24 protein-coding genes and 1 tRNA gene are annotated in these 23,272 nt (G+C 69.1%); 11 read left to right on the forward strand and 14 right to left on the reverse strand.

Annotated features, from left to right (window positions below; genetic code table 11):
• Window positions 1–568 precede the first annotated feature (568 nt).
• Both BUB75_RS10585 and BUB75_RS10590 read left to right on the forward strand, forming a co-directional pair.
• Complete coding sequence (locus BUB75_RS10585) at window positions 569–1,435, forward strand: helix-turn-helix domain-containing protein (protein WP_073254938.1); 867 nt, start codon at window positions 569–571, stop codon at window positions 1,433–1,435.
• Window positions 1,436–1,598: 163 nt separating this feature from the next.
• A complete protein-coding gene (locus tag BUB75_RS10590; RefSeq protein WP_073254941.1) occupies window positions 1,599–1,802 on the forward strand; it encodes a DUF397 domain-containing protein in 204 nt (67 codons plus the stop codon).
• 65 nt (window positions 1,803–1,867) lie between these two features.
• On the opposite strand, the gene trxA is transcribed toward BUB75_RS10590, so the two are convergent.
• From trxA to hrpA, 3 genes are all read right to left on the reverse strand, one after another.
• Window positions 1,868–2,203, reverse strand: coding sequence for a thioredoxin (gene trxA / locus BUB75_RS10595; RefSeq protein ID WP_073254944.1), 336 nt, complete (start codon window positions 2,201–2,203; stop codon window positions 1,868–1,870).
• Window positions 2,204–2,228: 25 nt separating this feature from the next.
• Window positions 2,229–2,627 (reverse strand): MerR family transcriptional regulator, encoded by a 399-nt coding sequence (locus BUB75_RS10600; protein ID WP_073254946.1) that lies wholly within the window; start codon window positions 2,625–2,627, stop codon window positions 2,229–2,231.
• A 69-nt stretch (window positions 2,628–2,696) separates the two neighbouring features.
• Window positions 2,697–6,836 carry an ATP-dependent RNA helicase HrpA gene (gene hrpA, locus BUB75_RS10605; protein ID WP_073254948.1) on the reverse strand — a complete coding sequence of 1,380 codons (4,140 nt, stop codon included), beginning with the start codon at window positions 6,834–6,836 and terminating at the stop codon, window positions 2,697–2,699.
• A gap of 226 nt (window positions 6,837–7,062) precedes the next feature.
• On the opposite strand from hrpA, the gene BUB75_RS10610 reads away from it, so the two are divergent.
• The 4 genes from BUB75_RS10610 (at window position 7,063) to BUB75_RS10625 (ending at window position 10,201) form a co-directional block, all read left to right on the forward strand.
• Window positions 7,063–8,319 (forward strand): serine hydrolase, encoded by a 1,257-nt coding sequence (locus BUB75_RS10610; protein ID WP_245806238.1) that lies wholly within the window; start codon window positions 7,063–7,065, stop codon window positions 8,317–8,319.
• Between the two features lie 67 nt (window positions 8,320–8,386).
• Window positions 8,387–9,238 (forward strand): NAD(P)-dependent oxidoreductase, encoded by an 852-nt coding sequence (locus tag BUB75_RS10615; protein ID WP_073254954.1) that lies wholly within the window; start codon window positions 8,387–8,389, stop codon window positions 9,236–9,238.
• The gene (mug, locus tag BUB75_RS10620) at window positions 9,235–9,915 is read left to right on the forward strand and encodes a G/U mismatch-specific DNA glycosylase (RefSeq protein ID WP_084740705.1); all 681 of its coding nucleotides are present in this window, start codon (window positions 9,235–9,237) and stop codon (window positions 9,913–9,915) included. Before BUB75_RS10615 ends, mug begins: the two co-directional genes overlap by 4 nt.
• A 91-nt stretch (window positions 9,916–10,006) precedes the next feature.
• Window positions 10,007–10,201 carry a hypothetical protein gene (locus tag BUB75_RS10625; protein WP_143175125.1) on the forward strand — a complete coding sequence of 65 codons (195 nt, stop codon included), beginning with the start codon at window positions 10,007–10,009 and terminating at the stop codon, window positions 10,199–10,201.
• Window positions 10,202–10,227: 26 nt separating this feature from the next.
• On the opposite strand, the gene BUB75_RS10630 is transcribed toward BUB75_RS10625, so the two are convergent.
• Both BUB75_RS10630 and BUB75_RS10635 read right to left on the reverse strand, forming a co-directional pair.
• Window positions 10,228–11,307: an epoxide hydrolase family protein gene (locus tag BUB75_RS10630; RefSeq protein WP_073254960.1), complete on the reverse strand. Its 1,080-nt coding sequence runs from the start codon at window positions 11,305–11,307 to the stop codon at window positions 10,228–10,230.
• Window positions 11,304–11,888, reverse strand: a complete 585-nt coding sequence (locus BUB75_RS10635; RefSeq protein ID WP_073254963.1) for an HAD-IA family hydrolase — start codon at window positions 11,886–11,888, stop codon at window positions 11,304–11,306. Before BUB75_RS10635 ends, BUB75_RS10630 begins: the two co-directional genes overlap by 4 nt.
• A gap of 55 nt (window positions 11,889–11,943) precedes the next feature.
• Here BUB75_RS10635 and BUB75_RS10640 point away from each other — a divergent pair, with 55 nt between their 5' ends.
• The gene (locus tag BUB75_RS10640) at window positions 11,944–13,101 is read left to right on the forward strand and encodes an ROK family transcriptional regulator (protein WP_073254967.1); all 1,158 of its coding nucleotides are present in this window, start codon (window positions 11,944–11,946) and stop codon (window positions 13,099–13,101) included.
• Here the strand turns inward: BUB75_RS10640 and BUB75_RS10645 are convergent.
• Complete coding sequence (locus BUB75_RS10645) at window positions 13,052–13,375, reverse strand: putative quinol monooxygenase (RefSeq protein ID WP_073254970.1); 324 nt, start codon at window positions 13,373–13,375, stop codon at window positions 13,052–13,054. The two genes, BUB75_RS10640 and BUB75_RS10645, sit on opposite strands and share 50 nt — an antisense overlap.
• A gap of 64 nt (window positions 13,376–13,439) precedes the next feature.
• Between BUB75_RS10645 and BUB75_RS10650 the strand changes: the two genes are divergently transcribed.
• Both BUB75_RS10650 and BUB75_RS10655 read left to right on the forward strand, forming a co-directional pair.
• Window positions 13,440–13,808, forward strand: a complete 369-nt coding sequence (locus tag BUB75_RS10650; protein WP_073254973.1) for a MerR family transcriptional regulator — start codon at window positions 13,440–13,442, stop codon at window positions 13,806–13,808.
• Between the two features lie 110 nt (window positions 13,809–13,918).
• Entirely contained in the window at window positions 13,919–14,482 is a 564-nt protein-coding gene (locus BUB75_RS10655) for a hypothetical protein (protein WP_143175126.1), read from the forward strand.
• A 103-nt stretch (window positions 14,483–14,585) separates the two neighbouring features.
• Here BUB75_RS10655 and BUB75_RS10660 read toward each other — a convergent pair whose 3' ends face one another.
• On the reverse strand, window positions 14,586–15,863 hold the full coding sequence (locus tag BUB75_RS10660) for an ATP-binding protein (protein ID WP_073254979.1): 1,278 nt from the start codon (window positions 15,861–15,863) through the stop codon (window positions 14,586–14,588).
• Between the two features lie 218 nt (window positions 15,864–16,081).
• Window positions 16,082–16,154: transfer RNA gene (locus BUB75_RS10665), tRNA-Arg, on the reverse strand.
• A gap of 125 nt (window positions 16,155–16,279) precedes the next feature.
• Between BUB75_RS10665 and BUB75_RS10670 the strand changes: the two genes are divergently transcribed.
• Window positions 16,280–16,912: a LysE family translocator gene (locus BUB75_RS10670; protein ID WP_073254981.1), complete on the forward strand. Its 633-nt coding sequence runs from the start codon at window positions 16,280–16,282 to the stop codon at window positions 16,910–16,912.
• 17 nt (window positions 16,913–16,929) lie between these two features.
• On the opposite strand, the gene BUB75_RS10675 is transcribed toward BUB75_RS10670, so the two are convergent.
• On the reverse strand, window positions 16,930–17,562 hold the full coding sequence (locus tag BUB75_RS10675; RefSeq protein ID WP_084740707.1) for a CGNR zinc finger domain-containing protein: 633 nt from the start codon (window positions 17,560–17,562) through the stop codon (window positions 16,930–16,932).
• Between the two features lie 39 nt (window positions 17,563–17,601).
• On the opposite strand from BUB75_RS10675, the gene BUB75_RS10680 reads away from it, so the two are divergent.
• Window positions 17,602–18,816: an MFS transporter gene (locus tag BUB75_RS10680; protein WP_073254987.1), complete on the forward strand. Its 1,215-nt coding sequence runs from the start codon at window positions 17,602–17,604 to the stop codon at window positions 18,814–18,816.
• Here BUB75_RS10680 and BUB75_RS10685 read toward each other — a convergent pair.
• The 5 genes from BUB75_RS10685 to BUB75_RS45005 all read right to left on the reverse strand — a co-directional run bounded on the left by BUB75_RS10685 (window position 18,754) and on the right by BUB75_RS45005 (window position 23,240).
• Window positions 18,754–19,815 (reverse strand): PLP-dependent cysteine synthase family protein, encoded by a 1,062-nt coding sequence (locus tag BUB75_RS10685; protein ID WP_073254990.1) that lies wholly within the window; start codon window positions 19,813–19,815, stop codon window positions 18,754–18,756. The two genes, BUB75_RS10680 and BUB75_RS10685, sit on opposite strands and share 63 nt — an antisense overlap.
• A 55-nt stretch (window positions 19,816–19,870) precedes the next feature.
• On the reverse strand, window positions 19,871–20,347 hold the full coding sequence (locus BUB75_RS10690; RefSeq protein WP_073254993.1) for an NUDIX domain-containing protein: 477 nt from the start codon (window positions 20,345–20,347) through the stop codon (window positions 19,871–19,873).
• A 141-nt stretch (window positions 20,348–20,488) separates the two neighbouring features.
• Window positions 20,489–21,712 carry a hypothetical protein gene (locus BUB75_RS10695; protein ID WP_143175127.1) on the reverse strand — a complete coding sequence of 408 codons (1,224 nt, stop codon included), beginning with the start codon at window positions 21,710–21,712 and terminating at the stop codon, window positions 20,489–20,491.
• A 122-nt stretch (window positions 21,713–21,834) separates the two neighbouring features.
• Window positions 21,835–22,143 (reverse strand): hypothetical protein, encoded by a 309-nt coding sequence (locus BUB75_RS45000; RefSeq protein ID WP_143175128.1) that lies wholly within the window; start codon window positions 22,141–22,143, stop codon window positions 21,835–21,837.
• Window positions 22,140–23,240 (reverse strand): hypothetical protein, encoded by a 1,101-nt coding sequence (locus BUB75_RS45005; protein ID WP_143175129.1) that lies wholly within the window; start codon window positions 23,238–23,240, stop codon window positions 22,140–22,142. The genes BUB75_RS45000 and BUB75_RS45005 overlap by 4 nt, the downstream gene beginning before the upstream one ends.
• Window positions 23,241–23,272: the final 32 nt, after the last annotated feature.

Below are 23,272 nucleotides of genomic sequence, written 5' to 3' on the forward strand. Positions count from 1 at the left end.
AAACAAACGGGAACTCCCGCAGCCCTGCCGGCTGCGGGAGACCTGCCTGCCACGGGAGCAGGGACAGTCGAGACTTGGTGGGTTTCCACTGGATAACGGCCGCTCACGACGGCGACCCGCATCGAGCGAAACTTACGCACCCAATAAGCTCGCGATACGAAAGGGCCCGCCCCCCGACTGGCCGGGCCTGTGCGCACCGGTTGCTCGTTGGCTTACCCTCCCTAACAGTTAGTAAGATCCTGGCACGCGCGGGACGGTGAGGGCAAGTGCCATTGGCAGTCGTCGAGCCGACAGAAACCGCACGCGACGAGGCCCTTTTCAGTCACTCGGGCAGCTCTGGAAACAGAAGCGAGAAACTTCCAGAAAGGCCCCGTCTAGCTGCTGAAACGGGATTCCCATCCCAGCAAAACAGATCCCTCTTTCGACACAACTGGGTTTACCGGCACCAGAGTGACCCCTGTGATCTGCCGACTGGTAACGTCCCGGCCTGGCCATGGCAAGTGCCATTTCGGCGGCAACGACCCCTGTCGTCGAAACGGTATGCCATGGCCCTGAGGAGCACCTAGCTGTGGCGGGAGAGCGCACTCCGACCCTGCGTCGGCGCGAACTCGCGGCGCGGCTGCGAGCACTTCGGCACGCGTCCGGAAAGACGATCGAGGAGGTCGCCAGGGAGTTACTTTGCTCCCCGACGAAAATCAGCCGGATCGAAACCGGTCGACGCGGCGCGGTCCTCCGCGACGTCCGCGATCTCTGCCGCTTGTACGACGTTTCACCCGCCGAGCAGGAGCAACTGATGGCGCTCGCGCGGGAGAGCAAGGAACGCGCCTGGTGGCAGGGGTACGACATCGACGCCACCTATCGAACTCTGATCGGTCTGGAGTCGGCGGCAACCGCCATCTCCGACTACCAACCGTTCTCCTTGCCCGGCCTGCTCCAGACGCCCGACTACGCACGGGCCGTCCTTCGCGGCATGGGCGAGAAGAGGACCGAGCCGGAGATCGAAGAACAGGTGTCGCTGCGGATGGCCCGCCAGCAGATCCTCGATCGTGATGATCCGCCTTACCTGTCCTTCATCATCGACGAGGCAGCCACGCGCCGCCTCATCGGTGGCCGCGAAGTCATGGTCCGACAGTTGGGCACGGTCCTCGCGGTGGCGGAACGACCAAACGTCAGTGTCCAGGTGATCGACTACGAAGCCGGCGCGCATCCAGCGCTCCCGGGCAACTTCGGCATCGTCGAGATCGAGGACAGCGCGGCGTCGGGCATCGTTTTCGTCGAAGGCCACCAGGGTGACTTCTACCTGGAGGGTGCCGCGGATCTGAAGCGGTATCGGCGGATCTTCGACCAGCTCAGGTCCATTGCTCTCTCGCCGAACAAGTCATTGGAGTTCGTCGCCGCGGTGCGCGATCAGATCCGCACACCGGAGGTTCACTGACCGCCCACAAGCGCGGCTGAAGACTCGACCCTGGATCGACCGGCCGACCGATCGCCGGTCGCTGCCGCCTGCCCCCACCCTTGGGGCCGTATGCCCGCCGTCCGCGACGCTTTGCCGCGTCGTCGATGCTCAACCAGTCACCTAGCCATTAGGGCGGACAATCATGGACAGCAGCGCGTTCAACCCGTCGATCTGGCGGAAGTCACGACACAGCGCCAGCATGCACTGCGTCGAAGTGGCGGAGACCCCGAGCCTCATCGGGGTTCGCGACTCGAAAGACCCGCACGGCCCCGTTCTCCGCTACCCGGTGGGTCGGTGGGCAGCGTTTCTGGGCGGCGTGAAGCTCGGCGAGTTCGACCGCCCGTAGGTCGGGCACAACCCGGAGCCGCACGCACGGAGCCGCCCACCGGCGGCTCCGTGACGCACGACCGGTCAGAGCGCCGGCTCCAACTGTGCGGCGAGCCGCGCCTTGGGCTGAGCCCCGACCACGGTCCGGACCGGCTCACCACCGCGGAACAGAATCAGCGTCGGCGCGCTCAGGATCCCGTAGTCGCGGGCGGTGTTGGGGTTGGCGTCGATGTCCAGCGCCACCACCCGCACCCGCCCGGTCCACTCCTCGGCCAGCGCCTCGAGCGTCGGGCGGAGCCGATGGCACGGACCGCACCAGTCCGCCCAGAAGTCGACCAGCACCGGCACCTCGGACTTCAGAACCTCGTCGGTCCAGGTCGCGTCGGTCACGGCGTCGAATGAATGCGTAACAGCAGACAAGCTTCCTCCCTCGGTAAGGAGGGGGTCAGCGCAGCGGTGTGAACGCGCAGAGCGGCTCGGGTGCGTCGGCACCCACCAGCGCGTCACCGTCGACGGCCGCGGTCAGACGAGCCCGCACCGCCGCCAGGCTCGCCACGCAGTCGTCGATCTCGGCGATCTTCCGCCGGTAGACCGCGACCGATGCCGGGCACGAGTCCCCGCTGGCGTACCCGGCGCGCAGGCACTCCACGAACGGCCGGGTCTCCTCCAGAGCGAACCCGATCCCCACGAGCGTCCGGATCTCCCGCACGACCGCGACGTCCGCCTCGTCGTACTCCCGATAGCCGTTCGACGTCCGCCGCGCGGCCAGCAGCCCGAGCGCCTCGTAGTGCCGCAGCGCACGCGTGCTGGTACCGACCCGCTTAGCCAACGCACTAATAAGCATGAGTCCCGATCCGCATCGCCGACCTCCTCACCACCGACGCTAAAGCTTGACGCTGACGTCAAGGCAACCCTAAGCGGTGACCCCGCCGCCTGCCGCGTCCATCGCCCGGTAGATGCGCTGTTCGGAGATCGCGTAGGCGGTTCCGAGCGACTGCGCGAACAAGCTGACCCGCAGTTCCTCGATCATCCAGCGGATCTCCCGCACCGCGTCGTCCGACCGGCGCTCCAGCGGCAGCCGGTTCAGCCAGTCCCGGTACACCTCGGTGACGGCGGCGATCCGGTCCTGCCAGCCCTGGTCGCGGGCCGGGTCACGGCGCACGTTCTCCAACCGCCGCTGGATCGCCTGCACGTACCGCAGCACGTTGGTCATCCGCCGACGCCCGGTGGCGGCCACAAAACCCGGGTAGACCAGAGCGTCCAACTGGGCCTGAACGTCGGCACGCGCACCTGCGGGCACCGTCGGCAGCAGCGTTCCGACCGCGTGCGTCGCCGCCAGTACCTTCTCCACGGTCTTCAGCACGTCGAGCGTCGTCTCCACCAGCGACCCGCGCACCGCGTCCCGCAGCTTCGCGAACCCCGCCGCGTCCCACACCGGACCACCGGCCGCCGCGATCAGCTCGTCGGCCGCCGCGGCGATGCAGTCGGCCAGCAGCGCAGCCACACTGCCGTGCGGGTTACGTCCGAGCGCGAGCTTCGCGCTGTTCGACAGCGACGAGACCACTGCCTTGTTCGGCGACGGCACCGTGAGCAGCACCAGCCGCCGCGTCCCGGTCAGCATCGCGGCCCGCTGCTCAGCCGGGCTCCCGAGCAGTCGCACGGCGACGCTCTCACCCTCGTCGACCAGCGCCGGATACGCCTTCACCAGGAACCCGCCGCGCCGCCGCTCGACCACCTGCGGCAACGTCTCGAAAGACCAGGCTTTCAGCCCGGTCTGCTCCAGGCTGAGCCCCTCGGTCTCGCTTCCCTCTTTAGATATCGACGCTGAGCTACGGGCACCGTCGGCGCCCGTCACGTCAGGGCCGGCAGCGGTAGGCGCAGCAGCCCCCGCACCGCGTCCCCGGCCACCCCGCCCACGCCGGGATCGACGCGGCTCGTCGGGGGCGGTCAGCGCGGTGGCGATCGCGTCCCGGATCAACGGCGCGAGCTGCCGCTGGAGCACGACCAGGTCCTTGCCCTCGCCCACCCGGCGGCCCCGGTCGTCCTCGACCCGGAACGTCATCGCGAGGTGGTCCGGGATTCGGTCGTCCTGCCAGGCGTCCACCGGCAGGGAAATACCGGTCAGCCGACGCAGCTCCGCGGCCAACGCGACCGGCAGCGGCCCGTCGGCAGGCGAGATGCCGGCCAGCGCCGCCCGAGCGACGTCCGGCGCCGGGACGAAGTTCCGCCGCAGCTCCTTGGGCAGCGACCGGATCATCGCGGTGACCAGGTCCTGTCGCAGGCCGGGCACCTGCCAGCCGAACTGGTCCGGGGTGACCTGGTTGAGGATCGCGACCGGAATGTGGACGGTGACGCCGTCGGCGGCGGTGCCGGGCTCGAACTGGTAGGTCAGCCGCAGCCGGACACCGTCGGCGTCCCAGTGGTCCGGATACGCGGTCTTGATGTCGAGGTCACCGGCGGCCTGGTTGACCAGCATCGACGCCGAGAAGTCCAGCAGATCCGGCGTCTCGCGCGACACCTTCTTCCACCAGCTGTCGAAGTGCCTCGCCGAGACGACCTCGGCGCCGACCCGCTCGTCGTAGAAGTCGAACAGCGTCTGGTCGTCGACGACCAGGTCGCGGCGGCGGGCGCGGTGCTCGAGTTCGGCGGCCGACTTCAGCAGCTCGCGGTTCCTGGCGAAGAACTTGTGGTGGGTGCGCCACTCGCCCTCGACCAGCGCGTGCTGGATGAACAGGTCACGGGAGAGCTCGGGGTCGACCTTCCCGTACGTGACCGGCCGTCCGGCGATCAGCGGGATGCCGTAGAGCGTCACCTTCTCGGTGGCCATCACCGCGCCGCGCTCGGCGTCCCAGTGCGGCTCGCTGTAAGTACGGATGGCCAGATGACCGGCCAGCGGCTCGACCCACTCCGGCTCGATCCGGGCGGTGATCCGGCCCCAGAGCCGGGACGTCTCGACCAGCTCGGCGGCCACCACCCAGCGCGGCGGGCGCTTGGCCAGCGTCGATCCGGGGAAGATCGCGAACCGGGCGCCGCGGGCGCCGAAGTACTCGGTCAGCGGACGCCGTCCGCGGGTCGGCTGATCCTTCGCCGCAGCCTTCTCGTCGCGCATGCCGATGTGGGAGAGCAGCCCGGCCAGCAGCGCGACGTGGACGTTCCGGCCGTCGGTGCCCGGGTCGGCGTTGCGGTCGACCGTGATGCCGAGCCCGCGGACGATCTGCCGTAGCTGGCCGTGCAGGTCCTGCCACTCGCGGACCCGCAGGTAGTGCAGGAACTCCGCCTTGCACAGCCGGCGGAACCCGCTGCCCGACAGCTCGCGCTGCTGGTCGCGCAGGTAGTTCCAGAGCAGGAGGTACGACGAGAAGTCCGAGTGCTGGTCGGCGAACCGCTTGTGCTTCTCGTCCGCGGCCTGCTGGTGCTCGGTCGGACGCTCGCGGGGGTCCTGGATCGAGAGCGCGGCCGCGATCACCAGCACCTCGGGTACGACGCCGTTCTTGTCCGCTTCCAGCACCATCCGGGCCAGGCGCGGATCGATCGGAATCTGCGCCAGCTGTTTACCGACGGCGGTGAGCTGAACACCGTCCGACTTGCTCTTGGTTTGGAGGGCACCCAGCTCCGACAGGAGCTGGAGACCGTCGGTGATGTTGCGTTTGTCCGGCGGCTCGACGAACGGGAACGCGGCGATGTCGCCCAGCCCCAGCGCGGCCATCTGCAGGATGACCGACGCGAGGTTCGTGCGGAGGATCTCCGGATCGGTGTACTCCGGCCGGGACTCAAAATCGGCCTCGGTGTAGAGGCGGATGCAGATGCCGTCCGAGAGCCGGCCGCAGCGACCCTTGCGCTGGTTGGCGCTCGCCTGGGAGACCGGTTCGATCGGCAGCCGCTGCACCTTGGTGCGGAGGCTGTAGCGGGAGATCCGGGCAGTGCCGGGGTCGATCACGTACTTGATGCCGGGAACGGTCAGCGACGTCTCGGCAACGTTGGTGGCCAGCACGATCCGCCGACCGCCGTGCGGCTGGAACACCTTGTGCTGCTCGGCCGCGGCCAGGCGTGCGTAGAGCGGCGCGATCTCGGTGTTGCGCAGGTTCTCCTTGGTGAGCGCGTCAGCGGTGTCGCGGATCTCACGTTCGCCGGAGAGGAACACCAGGATGTCGCCGGGGCCCTCGCCGGACAGCTCGTGGACCGCGTCGATGATCGCGCTCGTGACGTCGCGGTCCTTGTCGGCGTTCTCGTCGTCCGGGTCGATGACCGGGCGGTACCGGACCTCGACCGGATACGTGCGACCCGAGACCTCGACGATCGGCGCGTCGCCGAAGTGCTTCGCGAACCGCTCCGGGTCGATCGTCGCCGACGTGATGATCAGCTTCAGATCCGGACGCCGGGGCAGTAGCTGCTTGAGGTACCCGAGCAGGAAGTCGATGTTGAGGCTTCGCTCGTGCGCCTCGTCGATGATGATCGTGTCGTAACGCCGCAGGTCACGGTCGCGCTGGATCTCGGCCAGCAGGATGCCGTCGGTCATCAGCTTCACGACGGTCGCGTCGCTGACCTGGTCGGTGAAGCGGACCGTGTAGCCGACCGCGTCACCCAGCTCGGTGCCCAGCTCCTCCGCGATGCGTTCGGCGACCGTGCGGGCCGCCAGCCGTCGGGGCTGGGTGTGGCCGATCAGGCCCCGGACGCCGCGCCCCAGCTCCAGACAGATCTTCGGGAGCTGCGTCGTCTTTCCGGAGCCGGTCTCCCCGGCCACGATCACGACCTGGTTGTCGCGGATCGCCGCGGCGATCTCGTCCTTCTTCTGGCTGACCGGGAGCGCGGGCGGGTAACTCACCGCCGGGATGCTCTCCCGGCGGGCCGCCAGCTTTCCGGCGGCCTGTTCGATCGCCTCGGCCGCGGTAGCGAGGGCCGCCTTCGCCGCTTCGGGGTCGCGGAGGTTGCCGGCCCGGTCCAGCTGCCGTCGCAGCCGGTGCTCATCGCGGAGCGTCAGCTCGGGCAGGCGGGATCGAAGGTCGGCGATGTCGATCGGGGCTGCGATGGCCACCGGGGCCGATTCGTTCGTCATTGCGCTATCCAGCGTAGGCGGGGCGAGGCGTAACCGCCGACTGCGTTTCTCACTCTGCATCTTCTGGCCCAAGTTGGAACAGGACGACCCACCTGCCACGTTGCCAATTAGTGGCTGGATATCCGGGTCACCCCCGATGTCGGAGCCCGCGGGACAGGAGATGGTTGGTGTAGCGCACTGTCGCCGCGTGTTGAACGAGCGGAGGAGGGAGGCGACGTTGCCGATCGTGTCTAGCCGCACCGGTGCGGCGTCGCTGCCTGCGTTCACGGAGCGACCGTCGCCCCTGCTGCCCTCGACTCCGGTCGGGCGCCAACTGCAGTGGTTGTGTGAAGCGTCGGACCGGCTGCCGGTCCCGGACGCCGAACGGCACGCCCACACCTCGCTGACCTCGCTGTCGCTGCCCGCAGGGCTGCGCGTCGAGTCGTTCCGCGCGCAACCGCGACAGGCCGAGCGGCAGGCGTACGCGGTGCTGCGCGACGCCCAGGGCGACCGCCACCACGTGGTGCTGGAGACCGACCCGGCCGGACGCATCCGCGCGCTGCGCCGGACCCCGATCCCCCGGACGTGGGCCGAGCTGGGCGATCTCGTGCGAGGGCTGGCGCCCCGGGCGTCGTTCCTGGCGACCGAGATCGATCGGGACGGCCGGATCCGGCCGGTGTACGGCGTGGCGCCGACCACCCGCAGGCCGATCGGGTCGGCGATGGCGCTGTACGTGCTCGGCGCTCTCGCACACGCCGTCGGCCAGGGGCGCCTGCGGTGGGACGAGCCGTTGGCGGTGCGTGACGCGTGGAAGACCGACCTGACGTCCTCGGTCGGCTCGGTGCCGGACGGCACGATGTTGTCGCTGCGGCGCTACGCCGACGACGCGATCTTCTCCGGTGACGCCTCCGCGATCGACCACCTGCTCGGGCGGCTCGGTCGTGGTGCGGTGGAGGCGCAGCAGGTCCGGTTCGGTCACGCGCAGGTCGGCGCGAACCTGCCGTTCCTCACCGCGCGCGAGACCACGCAGCTCAAGGTGCATCCGCGGATGGGCGAGGAGTACATCGCGGCCGACGGTCCCCGAGAGCGGCTGGGCTACCTGCGGGACGTCGTCGCGCGCCTGCCCCGCCCCACCGAGTTTCCCGACGAGCCGCGTCTCACCGACTCGGTGGAGTGGTTCGCCTCGCCCACCGACGTCTCCCGTGCGTTCGCCGGTCTCGTCCGGCAGGCCGCGACTCAGCCCGCCGTCGGTGCGGTCCTGGGTCAGCAGGGCACGGCATCGCTCGGGCTGGACGCGGGGCGCTGGCCGGTCGGCTGGAGCAAGAACGGCGTCGAGCCGGGCGTCGTCACCGAGAACTTTCTCGCCGGGACGCAGAGCGGGCGGACGTTCGTGGTGTCACTGATGGTGACCGACCCCGACCCCGTCCGACCGCTCGACCTGGACGCCACTCGCGCCGCCCTGCTGGCCGGCGCCGCCGGAGCGTTCACGCTGCTGACGTCCTGACCTGCCTGGTGCCGAAGGCCCCACGCACGCCGCCGGCGGGCGCGTTCGGGCGGGCTAGCGTGGCGGTATGGGAACTGTTGCATTGCTCGGTACTGGGGTGATGGGCGCCGGGATGGCCCGGAACATCGCGGCAGCAGGCCTGCCGCTACGGGTCTGGAACCGGACCAGAGCCAAGGCCGAGCCACTCGCCGACGTCGGAGCGGTCGTGGCCGAGACCGCCGCGTCCGCCGTGGACGGCGCCGAGATCGTGGTGACGATGCAATTCGACGCGGACTCCGTGGTCGCCGCGATCGAGGCCGCGAACCCCTCCGCGGGCATGATCTGGATTCAGTCGGCGACCGTCGGCGTCGACGGCACCGCCCGCCTGGCCGAACTGGCCGCCGCACGCGGCCTGGTCTACGTCGACGCGCCCGTGCTCGGCACCCGCAAGCCGGCCGAGGACGGGACGCTCGTGGTGCTCGCGTCCGGCCCGGACGACGTGCAGGACCGCTGCGCCCCGGTGTTCGACGCGATCGGCTCCAAGACGCTCTGGGTCGGCCCCGCCGGGAACGCCTCGCGGCTGAAGCTCGTCGCGAACCTCTGGGTGGGCGTCGTCACGACCGGGGTGGCCGAGGCGCTGGCGCTCGCGGGCAGCCTGGGGCTCGACCCCCAGCTGTTCTTCCGCGCGGTGGAAGGTGGCGCCCTGGACGCGCCGTACGTCCACCTCAAGGGCGGTGCGATGCTCGCCGACAACTACGCACCGTCGTTCACGATGGAGGGCGCGGCCAAGGACACCCGGCTGATCGTCGACGCGGCGTCCGAGAACGGGCTGGACCTACCGGTCGCGCGGGCGGTCGCGGAGCGCTTCGCCACCGGCGTTGCCGCCGGTCACGCCGACCTCGACATGGCCGCCACCTACCTCAACTATCGCGCTAAGTGAGTGCCGATCGCCCTGGTGGCCGTGGTGATCGGCGGCCCGACGCACGATCCGCTGCGGGCACGCGTCCGGAACGTGGTTCGACGGGACCGGACGCCCCTGCCGTACCGACACCGGTCGGCCGCCCTCGGCGGCCGACCAAGGCGGACCTGCAGGCCGCGTACGACCGGGCGATCCCGGACACGGTCGGGCCGGGCCTGCGGGTGCTGTTCTGCGGGATCAACCCGAGCCTCTGGTCGGGCTGGAGCGGTCATCACTTCGCGCGGCCGGGCAACCGGTTCTGGCCGGCGCTGCACCGTTCCGGGTTCACGCCGCGTCAGCTCGACCCATCGGAGTCCGACGCGATGCTCGCGCTCGGGCTGGGGATCACGAACCTGGTCAACCGGGCGACCGCCCGCGCCGACGAGCTGGCGCCGGACGAGTTGCTGGCCGGCGGGGAGCGGCTGGTCCGGACCGTGCGGCAGTGGCGGCCGGAGTGGCTCGCGGTGGTCGGCGTGACCGCGTACCGGGCGGCGTTCGGGCGGAAGGAGGCGCGGATCGGTCCGCAGCCGGATGATCCGCTGTTCGGCCCGGCGCGGGTCTGGGTGCTCCCGAACCCGAGCGGCCTCAACGCGCACTACGACCTTCCGGCGCTCGCCGAGGCGTTCGGCCAGCTCAAGGCCGCGGCAAACAACAGGTGATGTTTTTGAGACAGGAGTGACCCACTTCCGTTAAGCCCGTTCACTGACATGTACGTTCGTCTCGTCCCCTTGGTTCGTGGGAGGTATCCCGATGCCGGTTTCAGTCGTGCTCCGGGGAGGCCCCGTCCGGGAGCGGGTCGTCGACCTGCCGGTAGACGAGGCGCCCGAACTGCTGCCGATCCAAACCGCTTCCGGTGAGACGCCGTACCGGCGCACCGGAGCTCGAGACAAGCAGGGGCGTCGGGTGTACGAACCGGCGCGGCTGATCGATCGCCTGATGGGCTGAAACGTCTCAGCGGATATCTGGGTGTGTCAGCGCACCTGGCTGAAGAACGCGCGGAGGTCACCGACCAGGAGGTCGGGCACCTCCAGCGCGGCGAAGTGTCCACCCCGGTCGTGCTCGGCCCAGTAGCGCAGGTCCGGGTAGCGACGTTGTGCCCATCGACGGGACGGGCGCGGCACCTCTGCCGGAAAGATCGAGGCGCCGGTCGGTACCGTCACTTGGTCGGCTCGCGCTCCGCTGATCCGATCGGCCACGACCGCGATGCTCTCCGCGTAGAGGCGCGCGGAAGAGGCCGCGCTCCGCGTCAGCCAGTAGAGCGTGACCTGGTCGAGGATCTGGTCGTGGGTCAGGGCCACGTCGGCCCAGCTCCGCAGCTTCTCGGCCATCCAGGCGCAGAGTCCGACGGGTGAGTCCACCAGCGCGTACCCGATCGTTTGCGGAACGGTGCGGTGGACCTCCGAGTAGGCCGATCCCACCTGGCTCAACTCGGCCAGTGCCACTCGCTCGGCGTCGGTGAGTTGTTGGTCCGGATCGGGGCCGGCCAGCGGCGGGACGAGGTGGATCCCGGCGACGTGCTCGGGATCCAGCACGCCGAGTGCGCTGGAGACGCTCGTGCCCCAGTCACTGCCCGCCGCGCCGTACCGGTCATAGCCCAACTCGCGCATCAGCTGCGCCCACGCTTCGGCGGTTCGCTCGACGCCCCAGCCCGGCTCGGTCGGTTTTCCGCTGAAGCCGTACCCGGGCAGCGAAGGCAGGACGACGTCGAACCCGTGGTCGGTCAGCGGTCCGATCAGGTCCAGGTACTCGAGCACGGATCCGGGCCAGCCGTGGGTGAGGATCAGCGGGAACGCGTGTTCGTGCGGCGAGCGGGCGTGCAGGAAATGGATTTCCAGCCCCTTGACGGTGGTGCGGAATTGCGGAACCGCGTTCAGCCGCGACTCAGTGGCTCGCCAGTCGTACTCGTCGGCCCAGTAGTCGCACAGCTCCCGCAGCTGGTCGAGCGGGAAGCCCTGGGTCCAGCCGGGGGCCGGGGAGGGCTCCGGCCAGCGCGTCGCCCGTATTCGTTGCCGGAGGTCTTCGAGCTCGGCGTCGGGAACGTGGATCGTCATGCTGCCGCCTCGGCCACGTCATGGAGGGACAGGTCTCCACCGACCGCCAACACCTGCATGCCTGCCGCGCGTCCGGCGACCAGACCCGGTTCGGCGTCCTCCACCACCAGGCATTTCTCGGGCGGAACGCCGAGGGTTTTTGCGGCGAGGAGGTAGCACTCGGGGTCCGGCTTACCGACCCGGACGTCCTCGACCGTGACGAGTAGCGGTGGTGCGATGCCTGCGGCGTCCAGCCGTAGTTTCGCCAACCGCACGTCCGCACTCGTCACCACCGCCCAGGGCAGCCCACGCCGCGCGAGTACCGCGATGAGCTCGGCGGCGCCGGGCATCGCGACGACGTCGGACAGGTCGTCGTACTGCAACGCCAGCTGGCGGCCCGCCGAAACCGCGACGGCCTCGTCGTCCAGTCCCGGCAGGAGCCGGCGGACGGTCCGGTCGGCCGGTGCGCCGTGGGCGATGGCCAGGGCATCGGCCGGATCGACGCCGTACTCGAGCGCCCACGTCGTCCACGCGCGCTCGACAGCTGCGGTCGAATCAACGAGCGTTCCGTCCATGTCCAACAAGACCGCCGCGATGTCCATCTCCGGCCTCCTCTAATATCCTCGCCCAGCGAGCTTATTTGCTTCAGGGGGCGGAGTGTCAACCAGTCGCGCGAGTGCGGGGCGGTGGCGCGGCGCCGCCGAAATCGTCGACTACGTCCGCCGCCACCCCGGCGCGACGCGCGCCGAGGTCGGCCGCGCCCTGGGCCTGAGCAGCGGTTCGACCACGGAGATCCTGGTCCGGCTACGTGCGTCCCGGCTGCTGGACGAAGTGCCGTCTCCCACGACCGGACGCGGGCGCCCGACCACCGTGCTCCGGCCGTCTGCCGCCGGCCCGCTGGTGCTGGCCGCCGAGATCCGGCACGAGGACTGGCGGTGGTGTCTGGTCGAGGTGGACGGCCGACTCGGGACGATGCACGTCGGGCGCCACGACGGCGCGGAACCCGACCGGGTGCTCGCCGACCTGCGGCAGAGCATGCGGCGGGCGCACACCGACCGGCTCGTGGGGGTATCGCTGGCGGTGGCGGCCACCGTCCGGGACGGACGGCTCGTCCAGGCGAGCACCCTGGGCTGGGGTTCGGTCGACGTCTCCGGCCTCACCGAGCTACCGCTGACCGTCGGCAACGACGCGACGCTCGCCGGCGTGGCCGAGGCCCGCACCGGAGCCGCCGCCGGGGCCCGCACCGCGCTGCACCTGACCGTCGAGGTCGGCGTCGGCGGCACGCTGACCGCCGACGGGACACCGCTCACCGGCGCCCACGGCTCGGCCGGCGAGTACGGGCACCTGCCGCTGGGTGATCCGTCGCTCCGCTGCCCGTGCGGCGCCACCGGCTGCTGGGACTTGATGGTCGACGGCCGGGCGCTGGCGCGGCACCTCGGGGATCCATCTCCGGTCGACGCGCGCTCCTACGCTCACCGCGTCCTGCGCTCGGCGTCTTCCTCGTCCGCCGCTTCGGCGGCCGTATCCACCGTCGTCACCGCGCTGGCCCGGGGCGTGGCAGGGTTGGTCAACGCACACGATCCGGACGTCGTCACGCTCGGTGGCCTGGCCGTACCGCTGCGCGCGGCCGCGCCCGACGCCTTCGAAACCGCCTACCTGGACGGTCTGATGGCGTTCCGGCGGAGCGCGCCGCCGCCGGTGTCGGACTCCGTGCACGGCGACGACGGTGCGCTGCACGGAGCAGCCGCGGTGGGATGGGACCGCGTCACCGGACCGGAAGCGCTTGCCGACTGGGCCGATCGGGCCAAGGGCTGATCATCGTGTCCAGGTACGCCTCCGGCGGCTCGACGAGGTAGTCGGAGACGTGCTCCAGGAACTCGCGGAGCGGCGGGTAGGTGTTGTGCAGCTCGAGGTCCTCTTCGGAGCGCCAGACTTCGTAGAGGAAGAACCGCCCGTCCGACTGTTCGTGCACGTGGTACTCGAGGTTGCCGTCCTCCTGGCGAGTCGGTTCGACCAGCGCGGTGAGGATCTGCCGCACGTCGTCGGCGCGGTCGGGCTTCGGGCGGAGGAATCCGTACAGGGTGATCATGTGGTCGACGGTAAGATCTCACACGGATGTGAGCTTCAAGAGTCGCTGCCATGAGGTGGGTCACATGAAGATCGGTGAGCTCGCTGCGGCGACCGGCGTGAGCATCCGCCTGCTGCGGTATTACGAGGAGCAAGGCCTGCTGGTCGCTTCCCGTTCCGGCGGCGGGCACCGCCAGTACGACGACGACGCGCCGGCTGCCGTCACGCGCATCCGGACGTTGTTGGCCGCCGGACTCCCGACCCGAGTGATCCGCGACCTGACGCCGTGCTTCGTCGGGGACGGTCCGGAGGTCGACGCCTGCGTGCTGGACCTGCTGCGGGAGCAACTGGTGTCATTCGACTCTCGGATCGCCGAACTGCAGCGGGCGAGAACATCCCTGGCAGATCTCCTCGATGCCTCGGAGCGCCACGAAGTGGCCCCCCCTTTCGGCTGACGACATCCGCCCGCTGTTCGAGGAACTCGCCGCCGAGCTAGCGTCCCGTGGCACTCGGGCAGAGCTGGCTGCTAGCTGGTTCAGCACGGCATCAGGCCAGACTGGGTCGCGTGGATACCGCCTACACCCCTAGCTGGCTTTCGACCAACGCGGCCATCGACATGTCGCTCGGTCAGACGCATCCCGTCCCGTACTACTGCGCACTCCAGGCGCTCGAAGAGCTGATCGGCGCAGCGCCAGACTGGCGAGCCTGGTGGGCGCCGGCCCACCGCGAGCGTCTCGAGGTGGGCCTCAACTTTTACGACGCGAGCGGGAAGTCCTTCATCCGCACCCGCAAGTACTTCGCGGTCGAGTACCGGGCCGACTACGACCGGCTCGCCGGGGCGGAGCAGGCCGCCATGGGGCGATTCGTGACCGAGGACCTGGGCAATGCCCTGCAGATCGCGGCGGACAAGGGCCGACTCGGCCCCCTGCCTGCGCTGCCCGCTGTTCCTACCGATCTCTCCCGATACGAGCAGCCGTGGCTGGACGCCGACCCGTTCGTGCTCGACCCGCTCGGGGAGCTGCGAACGCATCTGCAGAACAAGGCTGCTGGCGGCGACCGGGAAGCCGCGTGGATCTTGGACGAAATCCTGGACGATTCCGGACAGAACAAAGGCCCCGCGCCGGAGTAGAGCTGCGGGGCCTGTGACCTGTCTCAACCAGACGCGCGCTCGGAGGGACTCGAACCCCCAGCCTCTTGATCCGCAGCAGCTGCGGCTGCTGGTTCGAGATGGGCTACCGCGTTCTCGTCCACAAAACGTCAAGCGGCAGGACCATCGTTCCGTCTTCGAACGTGTAAGCCAGCTGCCCTGTGTACAGGACGACTGCCGCGACCAGATTGCGGCCGATCCGCGTACGAAGGGCGCGGATCCCGGCGAGATCCGCACCGTCGATGCGGGTACCGGCCTTGACTTCGAACGCGACGACTCCGCCATCGTCCCGTTCGAGGATCAGATCGACCTCGTCACCGGCGTTGGTACGAAAGTGTCCGACCGACACCGGCCCGTCCCACCAACTGACCTGCTTGAGGATCTCCTCAACGGCGAACGTCTCCACCAGATGCCCGTATTCGGTCAGCGCCGCTGGATCGTTCCTTGCGAGCTTCTCCGGCGTGAGCCCCAGAAGCCATGCCATGACGCCCGCGTCGACCAGGTGGAGCTTGGGCATCCGCGCGATGCGAGAACCGAGTGTGGTTCCCCAGGCGGGCAGCCGCTGGACGAGGAAGACCGCTTCGAGCAAGCGGAGATAGTTCTCCGCGCTGGTCTTCTCCATGCCGATGGCTTGAGCTGCGGCGGCGATGTTGAGCACCTGCCCCGACCGGGCGGCTAGCACGCTCAGCAGCCTTGGAAGCATCTCCCGCTGGCGCACGCGGCTCAGTTCCACTACGTCACGATCGATGACGAGGTCGACGTAGTTGGCAAACCATCGCGACCGCGACCGTCCCGGAGGGCGCCGCAGCGCGACCGGCATGCCGCCAGCGGTGACCCGCCGGGCGTACTCCTCCCGGCTGGTCGCTGACGGTTCGGCGATGGCCGGCAGCTCCGCATCGTCCAGAAGTCGATGTACCACGGGATCGCCGGACGATCCATCGATCTCCATCTGAGCCAGCGGGAGGACATCCAGGATGTCGATACGACCGGTCAGGGCCTGACCGGCCTGCGGCAACGTCGTGTACCTAGTGGACCCGGCAAGAACGAACCGCCCCGGGCTCAACTCCCGGTTGAGCTCGGCCTTGATCGCATCGAGAACTTCGGGCACGTGCTGATACTCGTCGATCAGAATCGGCCCAGGTCCGGCAACGAATCGACCCGGATCGTTCCGCACTGCGGTCCGGGTGGCAGGGTCATCGCAATCGATGACAGTTCGACCGTAGCGTTCCGCGAGCGCACTCAGCAGCGTGCTCTTACCGACCGTTCGCGGGCCATTGAGCACAATCGCCGGCTCCTCCGACAGCCTGGCGCCGAGGACGTCAGCAAGGCGCCGCTGCGCGAGACCGGTAAGTGCACCACCCACCGCTACAGGGTGTCATATTTTCCGCGATCGCAGGAGAAATTTTCCGCAATCGCACGCATCTTCTTCCGCACTTGGGCCGCTAACAACGGAACAGGGCACCACAGCGATGGACCGAATCTTCCCGACCGAGCAGGACGCAGCGGCTTAGTCACTCGGGCAAGACAGAGGCCCCGCGCCGGAGTAGGGCTGCGGGGCCTCTGACCTGTCTCAACCAGACGCGCGCTCGGAGGGACTCGAACCCCCAACCTCTTGATCCGTAGTCAAGTGCTCTATCCGTTGAGCTACGAGCGCTGGCCGTACGGGTTGAAAGCATAGCGCAGGGTCGGCGCCGCCTGCGGACGGGCCCCTGTCGCGGTCACGACATCTGCCGGTAAAGGCGCTAGAGGCGACCGCCCGGCCTGACATAGCGTGGGCGGATGCTGCCCCTGTCGCACCTGGTGGCCTTCACGCTCACCGCGCTGATCATCATCGCCATCCCCGGGCCGAGCGTGCTGTTCGTGATCGGCCGGTCGCTCTCGCTCGGGCGCCGCGGTGGGCTGATGAGCGTGGCCGGAAACACACTCGGGATGGTGCCCCAGGTCGTCGCGGTGTCGCTGGGCGTCGGCGCCGTCGTCGCGAAGTCGATTCTGCTCTTCCAACTGCTCAAGCTCGCCGGCGCCGCCTACCTCGTGTACCTCGGCATCCAGGCGATCCGGCACCGGCACGCGATGACCAACGCCGAGCCGTCCGAGTCGCAGTCGGCGCGGCGGCTCATCTGGCAGGGCTTCGTCGTCGGGATCACGAACCCGAAGTCGATCGTGTTCTTCGTCGCAGTGCTGCCGCAGTTCGCCGATCCGTCCTCGGGCAACATGCCGCTGCAACTCGCGATCCTCGGCCTGATCGTGACGACGATCGGCCTCGTGCACGACAGCCTGTGGGCGATGGCGGCGGCCACCGCCCGGCGGTGGTTCGCGCGTTCCAAGGACCGGGTGGCCCGCCTGGGTGCGACCGGCGGCGTCATGATGATCGGCCTCGGCGCCACGCTCGCGCTCACCGGCGCGAAGGAGTAGCTACCTTCGTCGTCGGCTTAGGTGGTAGCGCGAGCCGCTCGGCGACGTTCCGTCAGACGCCGGGCCTTCGCCTGCGCGCCACAGTCCTCCATCGCGCACCACCGTCGCGAGCCGTTGCGGCTGTGGTCCAGGAACAGCCAGCCGCACCCGCCCTGCTCCAGCGGACACGCCCGGAGGTGCCGGACGTCGACGGTCCGGAGCAGGTTGATCGCCTCGGTGACCAACCGGTCGGGCACCAGCGCTGCGGGGGTCGTGCCGACCACGACGCGTACCGGCTGACCCCGCCCGCCCGGCACCAGGGCCGAGCGCGCTGTTGCCGCTGCCCACCGCAGCGAGAGGATTTCCAGCTGCGGAGCGGCGTCCGCCGAATGGCCGAGCACGGAGAGGAGGGCGCCGTACGTCGCCTCACGCACCTCGTGCGTAGCGCGCAGTGCCTGATCGCCGGCGGCCGGCGACGCCGCCCAGGCCGCACGGACCGACTCCGCCTCACCCGCGTCGAGCAACCCGGCGCGCAGACCCCAGTCCAGCAGGTCCTCCGGCGTGTGCAGATGCTCGCGGAAGTCGGTAGCACCGGGCACCCGTGGCTCGACGGTGTTCACCAAATCGAGCGCGAGGTGACCGCCAACAATACGCAGATCACTCGGCGCCATGAGGTTTACGCTACCACCAAAAGGTGTTACACCGGAAGCATGGCCAAGGCACTCGGTGCGCTGATCGCGTTGTCCCTCTCGACGTTCACGTATGTGACGGTGGAAACCCTGCCGATCGGGTTGCTACCACTCATCGCGGACGACCTGGGGGTATCGCCATCCGCGGTCGGGATGCTGGTCACCGGGTACGGGCTGGTGGTGGTCGCGGCGTCGATCCCGCTGACCGCGCTGACCCGGCGCTGGCCGCGGAAGGCGGTCCTGATCGGCCTGCTGGTCATCTTGGTCGTGACCACGCTCGCATCGGCGCTGGCCGGGGTCTACTGGGTGCTGCTCGCGGCGCGGCTGCTCACCGCGTTGAGCCAGGCGCTGTTCTGGTCGATCGTGACGCCGATCGCCGCCCCCCTGTTCCCGGCGCGGATGCAGGGGCGGGCGATGGCCGTGCTCTCCGGCGGCAGTTCGCTTGCCGCGGTGTTGGGAGTGCCGGTCGGGACCTGGCTGGGCCAGCAGGCAGGTTGGCAGGCAGCGTTCCTGGCCGCGAGCGTGCTGAGCCTGGTGCTGCTGGCGAGCGTGGCGGCCCTGGTGCCGTCGGCGCCCACCGGTGCCGCGTCGGCCGCCCGCGCGACGTCGCCCGACGCCGGTCGTTTCTGGGCGCTAATGGTGGCGCTGACCCTCGCGGCCACCGGAGCGTTTTCGGCCTTCACCTACATCAGCACGTACCTCACCGATGTGAACGGCTTCGCGTCCGACGCCATCGGGCCGCTGCTGTTCGTGCGCGGCATCGCGGGGGTCGTGGGGGTGGTGCTGGTCGGACTGCTGGTCGACCGTAATGCGTGGGCGACGATGGTGGGGGTGGTGGTGCTGCAGGTGGTCGCCCTCACCCTTCATTACTACTCTGGGGACGCTCAAGGCGTGGCCATCGTGTCGATCGCGCTCGCCGGCGCGGCACTCGCCGGTCTGGCCGCCGTCCTAGGCGCGCGGATCCTGCACCTCGCGCCGCGCGGCATCGACATGGCTTCGGCGGCGACCTCCACGGCGTTCAACGTCGGCATCACGGCGGGGGCGCTGGTCGGCGGGGTACTGCTGCCGGCGTTCGGGGTGCGGAGCACGGTGCTGGCCGGCGGGTTGATGTCCCTGGTGGCGCTGGCCGTGGTGCTGGCGGAGCCGCTGCTGGCGACGGCCCGACGTCGGGGGTCAGCTCCAGGAACCGCCGTCGAGGAAGGTCTGGATCGCACCGGCGTACGGACCGGGGTCTAGCCCGATCCCGAACACCCACACGTCGTCGTGGACAGTGCTCAGGTGCCGGTCGGCGGCGTCACAGATCAGCGAGACGACCGTGCCCTCCTCGCCGCGGTCACGCATGCCCGCTACCAAGTGCAGTGCTCCCCAGAGATTCGCACCGGTCGAGCCACCGACGGCCAGGCCGGTCGCGGTGCGAACGGCGCGGGCTGCGGCGATACTTGCCGCGTCCGGGACCGGCATGACCAGGTCGATCAGCTCCGGGACGAAGCCGGGCTCCATGCGGGGACGGCCGATACCTTCGATTCGCGACGGCATGCCGGTGGCATAGTCGGCCGCGCCGGACGCCCAGCCCGGGAAGTACGCCGAGTTCTCGGGGTCGACGAGGGCCAGGCGAGTCTCCGAGCCGTAGTACCGGATGTACCGCCCGATCGACGCGGACGTGGCGCCGGTGCCTGCCCCCACGACTATCCACTCCGGTTCCTGATGGACTTCGGCGAAGATCTCGCCGGCTACGTCGTCCCCGCGCCAGTCGAGCGCGCGTTCGGCGGCAGAAAACTGGTCAAGGTAGTGGCCGCCGACCGCGTCGGCCAACCGCTGGGCTGCGTCGTAAATCGCCAGCGGCGGGGTGACGAACTCGCAGCGCCCGCCGTACATTTCGACGGCTCTGGCCTTGGCCGGGCTCGGCGTGCCCGGCATCACCGCGACGTACGGCAGGCCGAGCAACTGGGCGAAGTAGGCCTGGCTCACCGCGGCGTTGCCCCCGGTCGCCTCGACGACGGTCGTCCCCTCGGTGATACGCCCGGACGCGATCGCATGCCGGAAGATCGCGCGGGCCGCGCGATGCTTGAGGCTCGCGGTCGGGAGCGCCGATTCGTCCTTCAGCCAGAGCGTGACGCCCCAGTCGGCGGGGAGGGGAAAGCTGCGCAGCGGGGTGGGCGGGATCTCCGCGGCTTCGGCAGTCAGCCGCGCGATCGCCGCGCCTGCCCAGCGTCCGGGAGGTTCGGTCGCGCCCATGCGAGTCATCCAAGCAGGCCGGCGACGCGGCGACGGTCAGGCCAGGCTCTTGCCGCTAGCCGAGGTACGGCGTCGGGCGCCGCTGGAGGTAGTGGTCGAGGCGCAGGCGCATGGATCGGTCCATCGGCAACGAGCCGAGAGCGCCAGGGGCGATCCACCGCACGTCGCGGGATTCCGTGCTCACGGTGGCCTCGCCGCCCAGGTAACTTGCCGTGTAGACGACGGAGAACTCCTGCCGCACCTCTCCGTTGCTGCGGTAGAGGATCACGTGCTTCGGGTCGGTATAAATGCCCACCAGCCCCGTGATCTCACAATCGATGCCAGTCTCTTCGCGCGTCTCGCGCACACCGCACGCCGGCAGCGACTCGCTCAGATCCATCGCGCCGCCCGGCAGGGCCCAGTTGCCGTTGTCGGTCCGACGAATCAGCAGAACCTCGCCGACGCTGTTGGCCACGACGACGTTCGCCGAGGGCACGAGCGTGGTCGCGGCGGGCGCGTCCGGGTCGTCGTAGTAGTCAATCCGAGCGCCCACGTGGGCCGCCTCTCCGCTCCCGTTCGGTGTTGTTCGGCCCGGATCGAACGGCGTGAAGCTTCCCAGAAACGCCGCAACGGCGCTGCCCGTCGGGCGACGCCGGAGCCGCGAGGCGCCCACGTGGCAGGACGTGCTCGTGGGCTACCTAGGGTTCGCGCAACGCGGCCAGAACACTCCGTGGGTCTGGTAGTTGGTCAAGGTGCCCTGCGTGTAGGCCTCGCCGCGTTCGTTCAGCGGGTCCGGGATCGCCAACACGTAGCTGGTCCCCGGCGGAATCGAGAGCCGCTGGTGCCCGGACGGCGAAGGTAGCTCGATCGCGCGGCCGGCCTGCCAGAGCCAGACCTTCTGCTGTCCGATCGGCCCGGCGTAGACGAGGACCTGGCCCCGATTGTTGAGTGCGATCGGCGTGACTTCGCTGTCGGGGCCGTTCGCGCCGAACGTCCCGAGGTTCCGGAACCGTCCGGACGGCTCGCGGATCACGACGTGCCGGGAGGTGCCGGACGTGACCGTGCCGAGGATCCGGCCGTGGTCGTCGAGGTCGACCGGGCTGAAGTCCCCGCCCGGCGCGGTGAGCTTCGTCAGGCGTCCGCGCTGCCAGAGCCAGCTGACCCCCGGGTTCCCCTCCACGGTCACGCTGTATCCGACCACCTGGCCGCGGACGTTCAGCGCGGTCGCGACCGTCGAGTCGTGCGAGCCGCCCAACGGCGAGGTGATGTCCCAGCGGCGCGTGCCGTCCCACACCCAGGTGTCGATCCGCCCGTGTCCCTCGTCCAGGTCCGACCGGCCGACCGCCCAGCCACGCTCGTTCAGCGTCGCGGGCTCGGTGAAGCGGCGCCCCTCCGGCTCCGGGATCGGCGTGAACCGGCCGGCGCGCCAGATGCCCAGCGAGTTCTCCAGCCGCACCAGCGCGTCGCCCCGGTCGTTGAGGTCGTAGGCCCGCGAGTCGCCGTCCTCGGTCGCGTTGAGCTTGGTCGGGTTGCCCTGCGCGTCCCACAGGATGACGTTGTCGACCCGCAATGGCTCCGTCCGGCCGGTGCCGAGCACCTGGCCGCGGTTGTTGATCGCGACCGCCTCGCCGTAGGTCCACCCGCCCTTGTCCAGCAGCGTGAGCACGCCTTTCCGCCAGACGAACGGCTGCTCTCGGTGGCTGGTCGGGATCCACCGGTTCACCGTGCCGACCAGCTCGCCTCGGTCGTTGAGGTCACGGATCCAGCTGGGCTCGGTCGGGCTGCGTCCGACGTCGAGGCCGGTGGGGGAACACGACGGCAGCTCAGCGGCCGGCCGCGCGGCCGAGGCCGCGGGAACCGGCCCGCTCAGAGCCAGCACTGTGGTGCCGATCAGGACACAAGCCAGTCGCCGACGCACATCGCACCTCGTCCGGTGTGGACTGCTGGGTGCCGATCAGCGTAGGACCTCGGCACAGGCGGTACCAATCCGTACCGATCCAGCCAGGCGGTGTGTGCCTTGCTACCCCATGACATGCGAGCTTATGTTGCGTCTGAAGTAATCAAACGGGCCGCGAGGCTTCGCCCCTCTTCCATCAATTCGCTCCTGTCGGCCGGTGATAGGCCGTGGTAATACTTGCGGAAACTCTCGACCGCACGGCCGAGTTCTGCCCCGTAGTAGTCCGAGTTGACCGCTGCGCGAAGATCAAGATCTCCTCGGAGAACTTCTGTGGCCATCTCTCGGAGCGCCTCGTTCGCCCCCTCAGCAAGCCTGTTCAGCGCATCACGGCAGAGCTGTATCAGTCGTCGATCGTCTCCTGCTATCTCGTAGACGCTCTCGTGCATGGTCACCGAACCTCCGCGGGACGATCGGCAAGCGGATGGTGGTAGGCGTCGGTGCCGATGTCCGGGAACCGCGCATTGTAGAGCTTCGCGCCCGCGCTCTGGATGACTCCGATGCAGAGTTGAACGCGGTTGTAGATGTCGGTCACGACTTCCAGCGCCGCATTCCACTCGATAATGATCATCGCAAGCGCGAACGCGCCCCCGCTGTATCCGATGATCGGTCCGATACCGGATTCGATCGTGATGGTGCCGGCCGCGAACGCTATGCCCGCGATGATCGCGTTATCGACCATGTTCTTGACCGTGCCGGACAGGTACTGAGAGGCATTCCAGATCCCAACCGCCAGACTGTCATATTCTTTGGAGGCTTCCCGAAGCGGGTCCACGATGTCGTCGGACTTGGTAGCGAGCATCGTGAAGTAGCGATCTGCCGCGCTCGCTGCATTACCTGTCCAGAACGACCGGAGCGCGATGTCGCCGCCTTGGACGTTGTGCGCCACGTCATGAACAGCGTTCGCACTGTTTCCCAGCGCCTTGCCGGCCTTCCCAAACGCCTCCCAGTCGCCGGCAAGTTTCTCGGTAAGATAATCCAATGGATTCAGACCTATCGCGACTTCAAATGCTTTGAGCGTCCACTCTGAGACGCTCAGGTAGTCGAGAAATGAGAATGGATGATCGTAGTCCGGCGCTTCGACAGGGACCAAACGGTCTGCCGGCTCACGGTTCTCACGAAAGCTCGGCGCGCAGGGATCATTGCGCCAGTCGCGTTCGATCGACGTAGGGCGCGTAGGCCGAACCCCCGGCAGAGTGGCGTCTATCCTTGCCGCCGAATGCGCGTCGGCCGCACGATAATAGGACGACGCCGCCGCCATGTTGTACTGGCTTCCATTGAGAACCTCGACCAGGGTACCGATCGTCGTCAGCGCGGCGCCCATTGCCTGCTCGTGCGAATTACCGAGAAGCTTGAGATACAGGCCATCGTCAGCCTTGCCCTGGACCCGATAGCGATCGAGATAGCTTTTCGTCAGTCCGGCATCGTCTCTGGCGCGCCGCAACTGATCAGCGTACGCATTGAGCGCGGCCGGGTGAACGGAGAAGGACACGGGACCCCCGCAAATACTCGCTACACCAAGCG

The organism is Cryptosporangium aurantiacum, assembly GCF_900143005.1.
GTDB lineage: Bacteria > Actinomycetota > Actinomycetes > Mycobacteriales > Cryptosporangiaceae > Cryptosporangium > Cryptosporangium aurantiacum.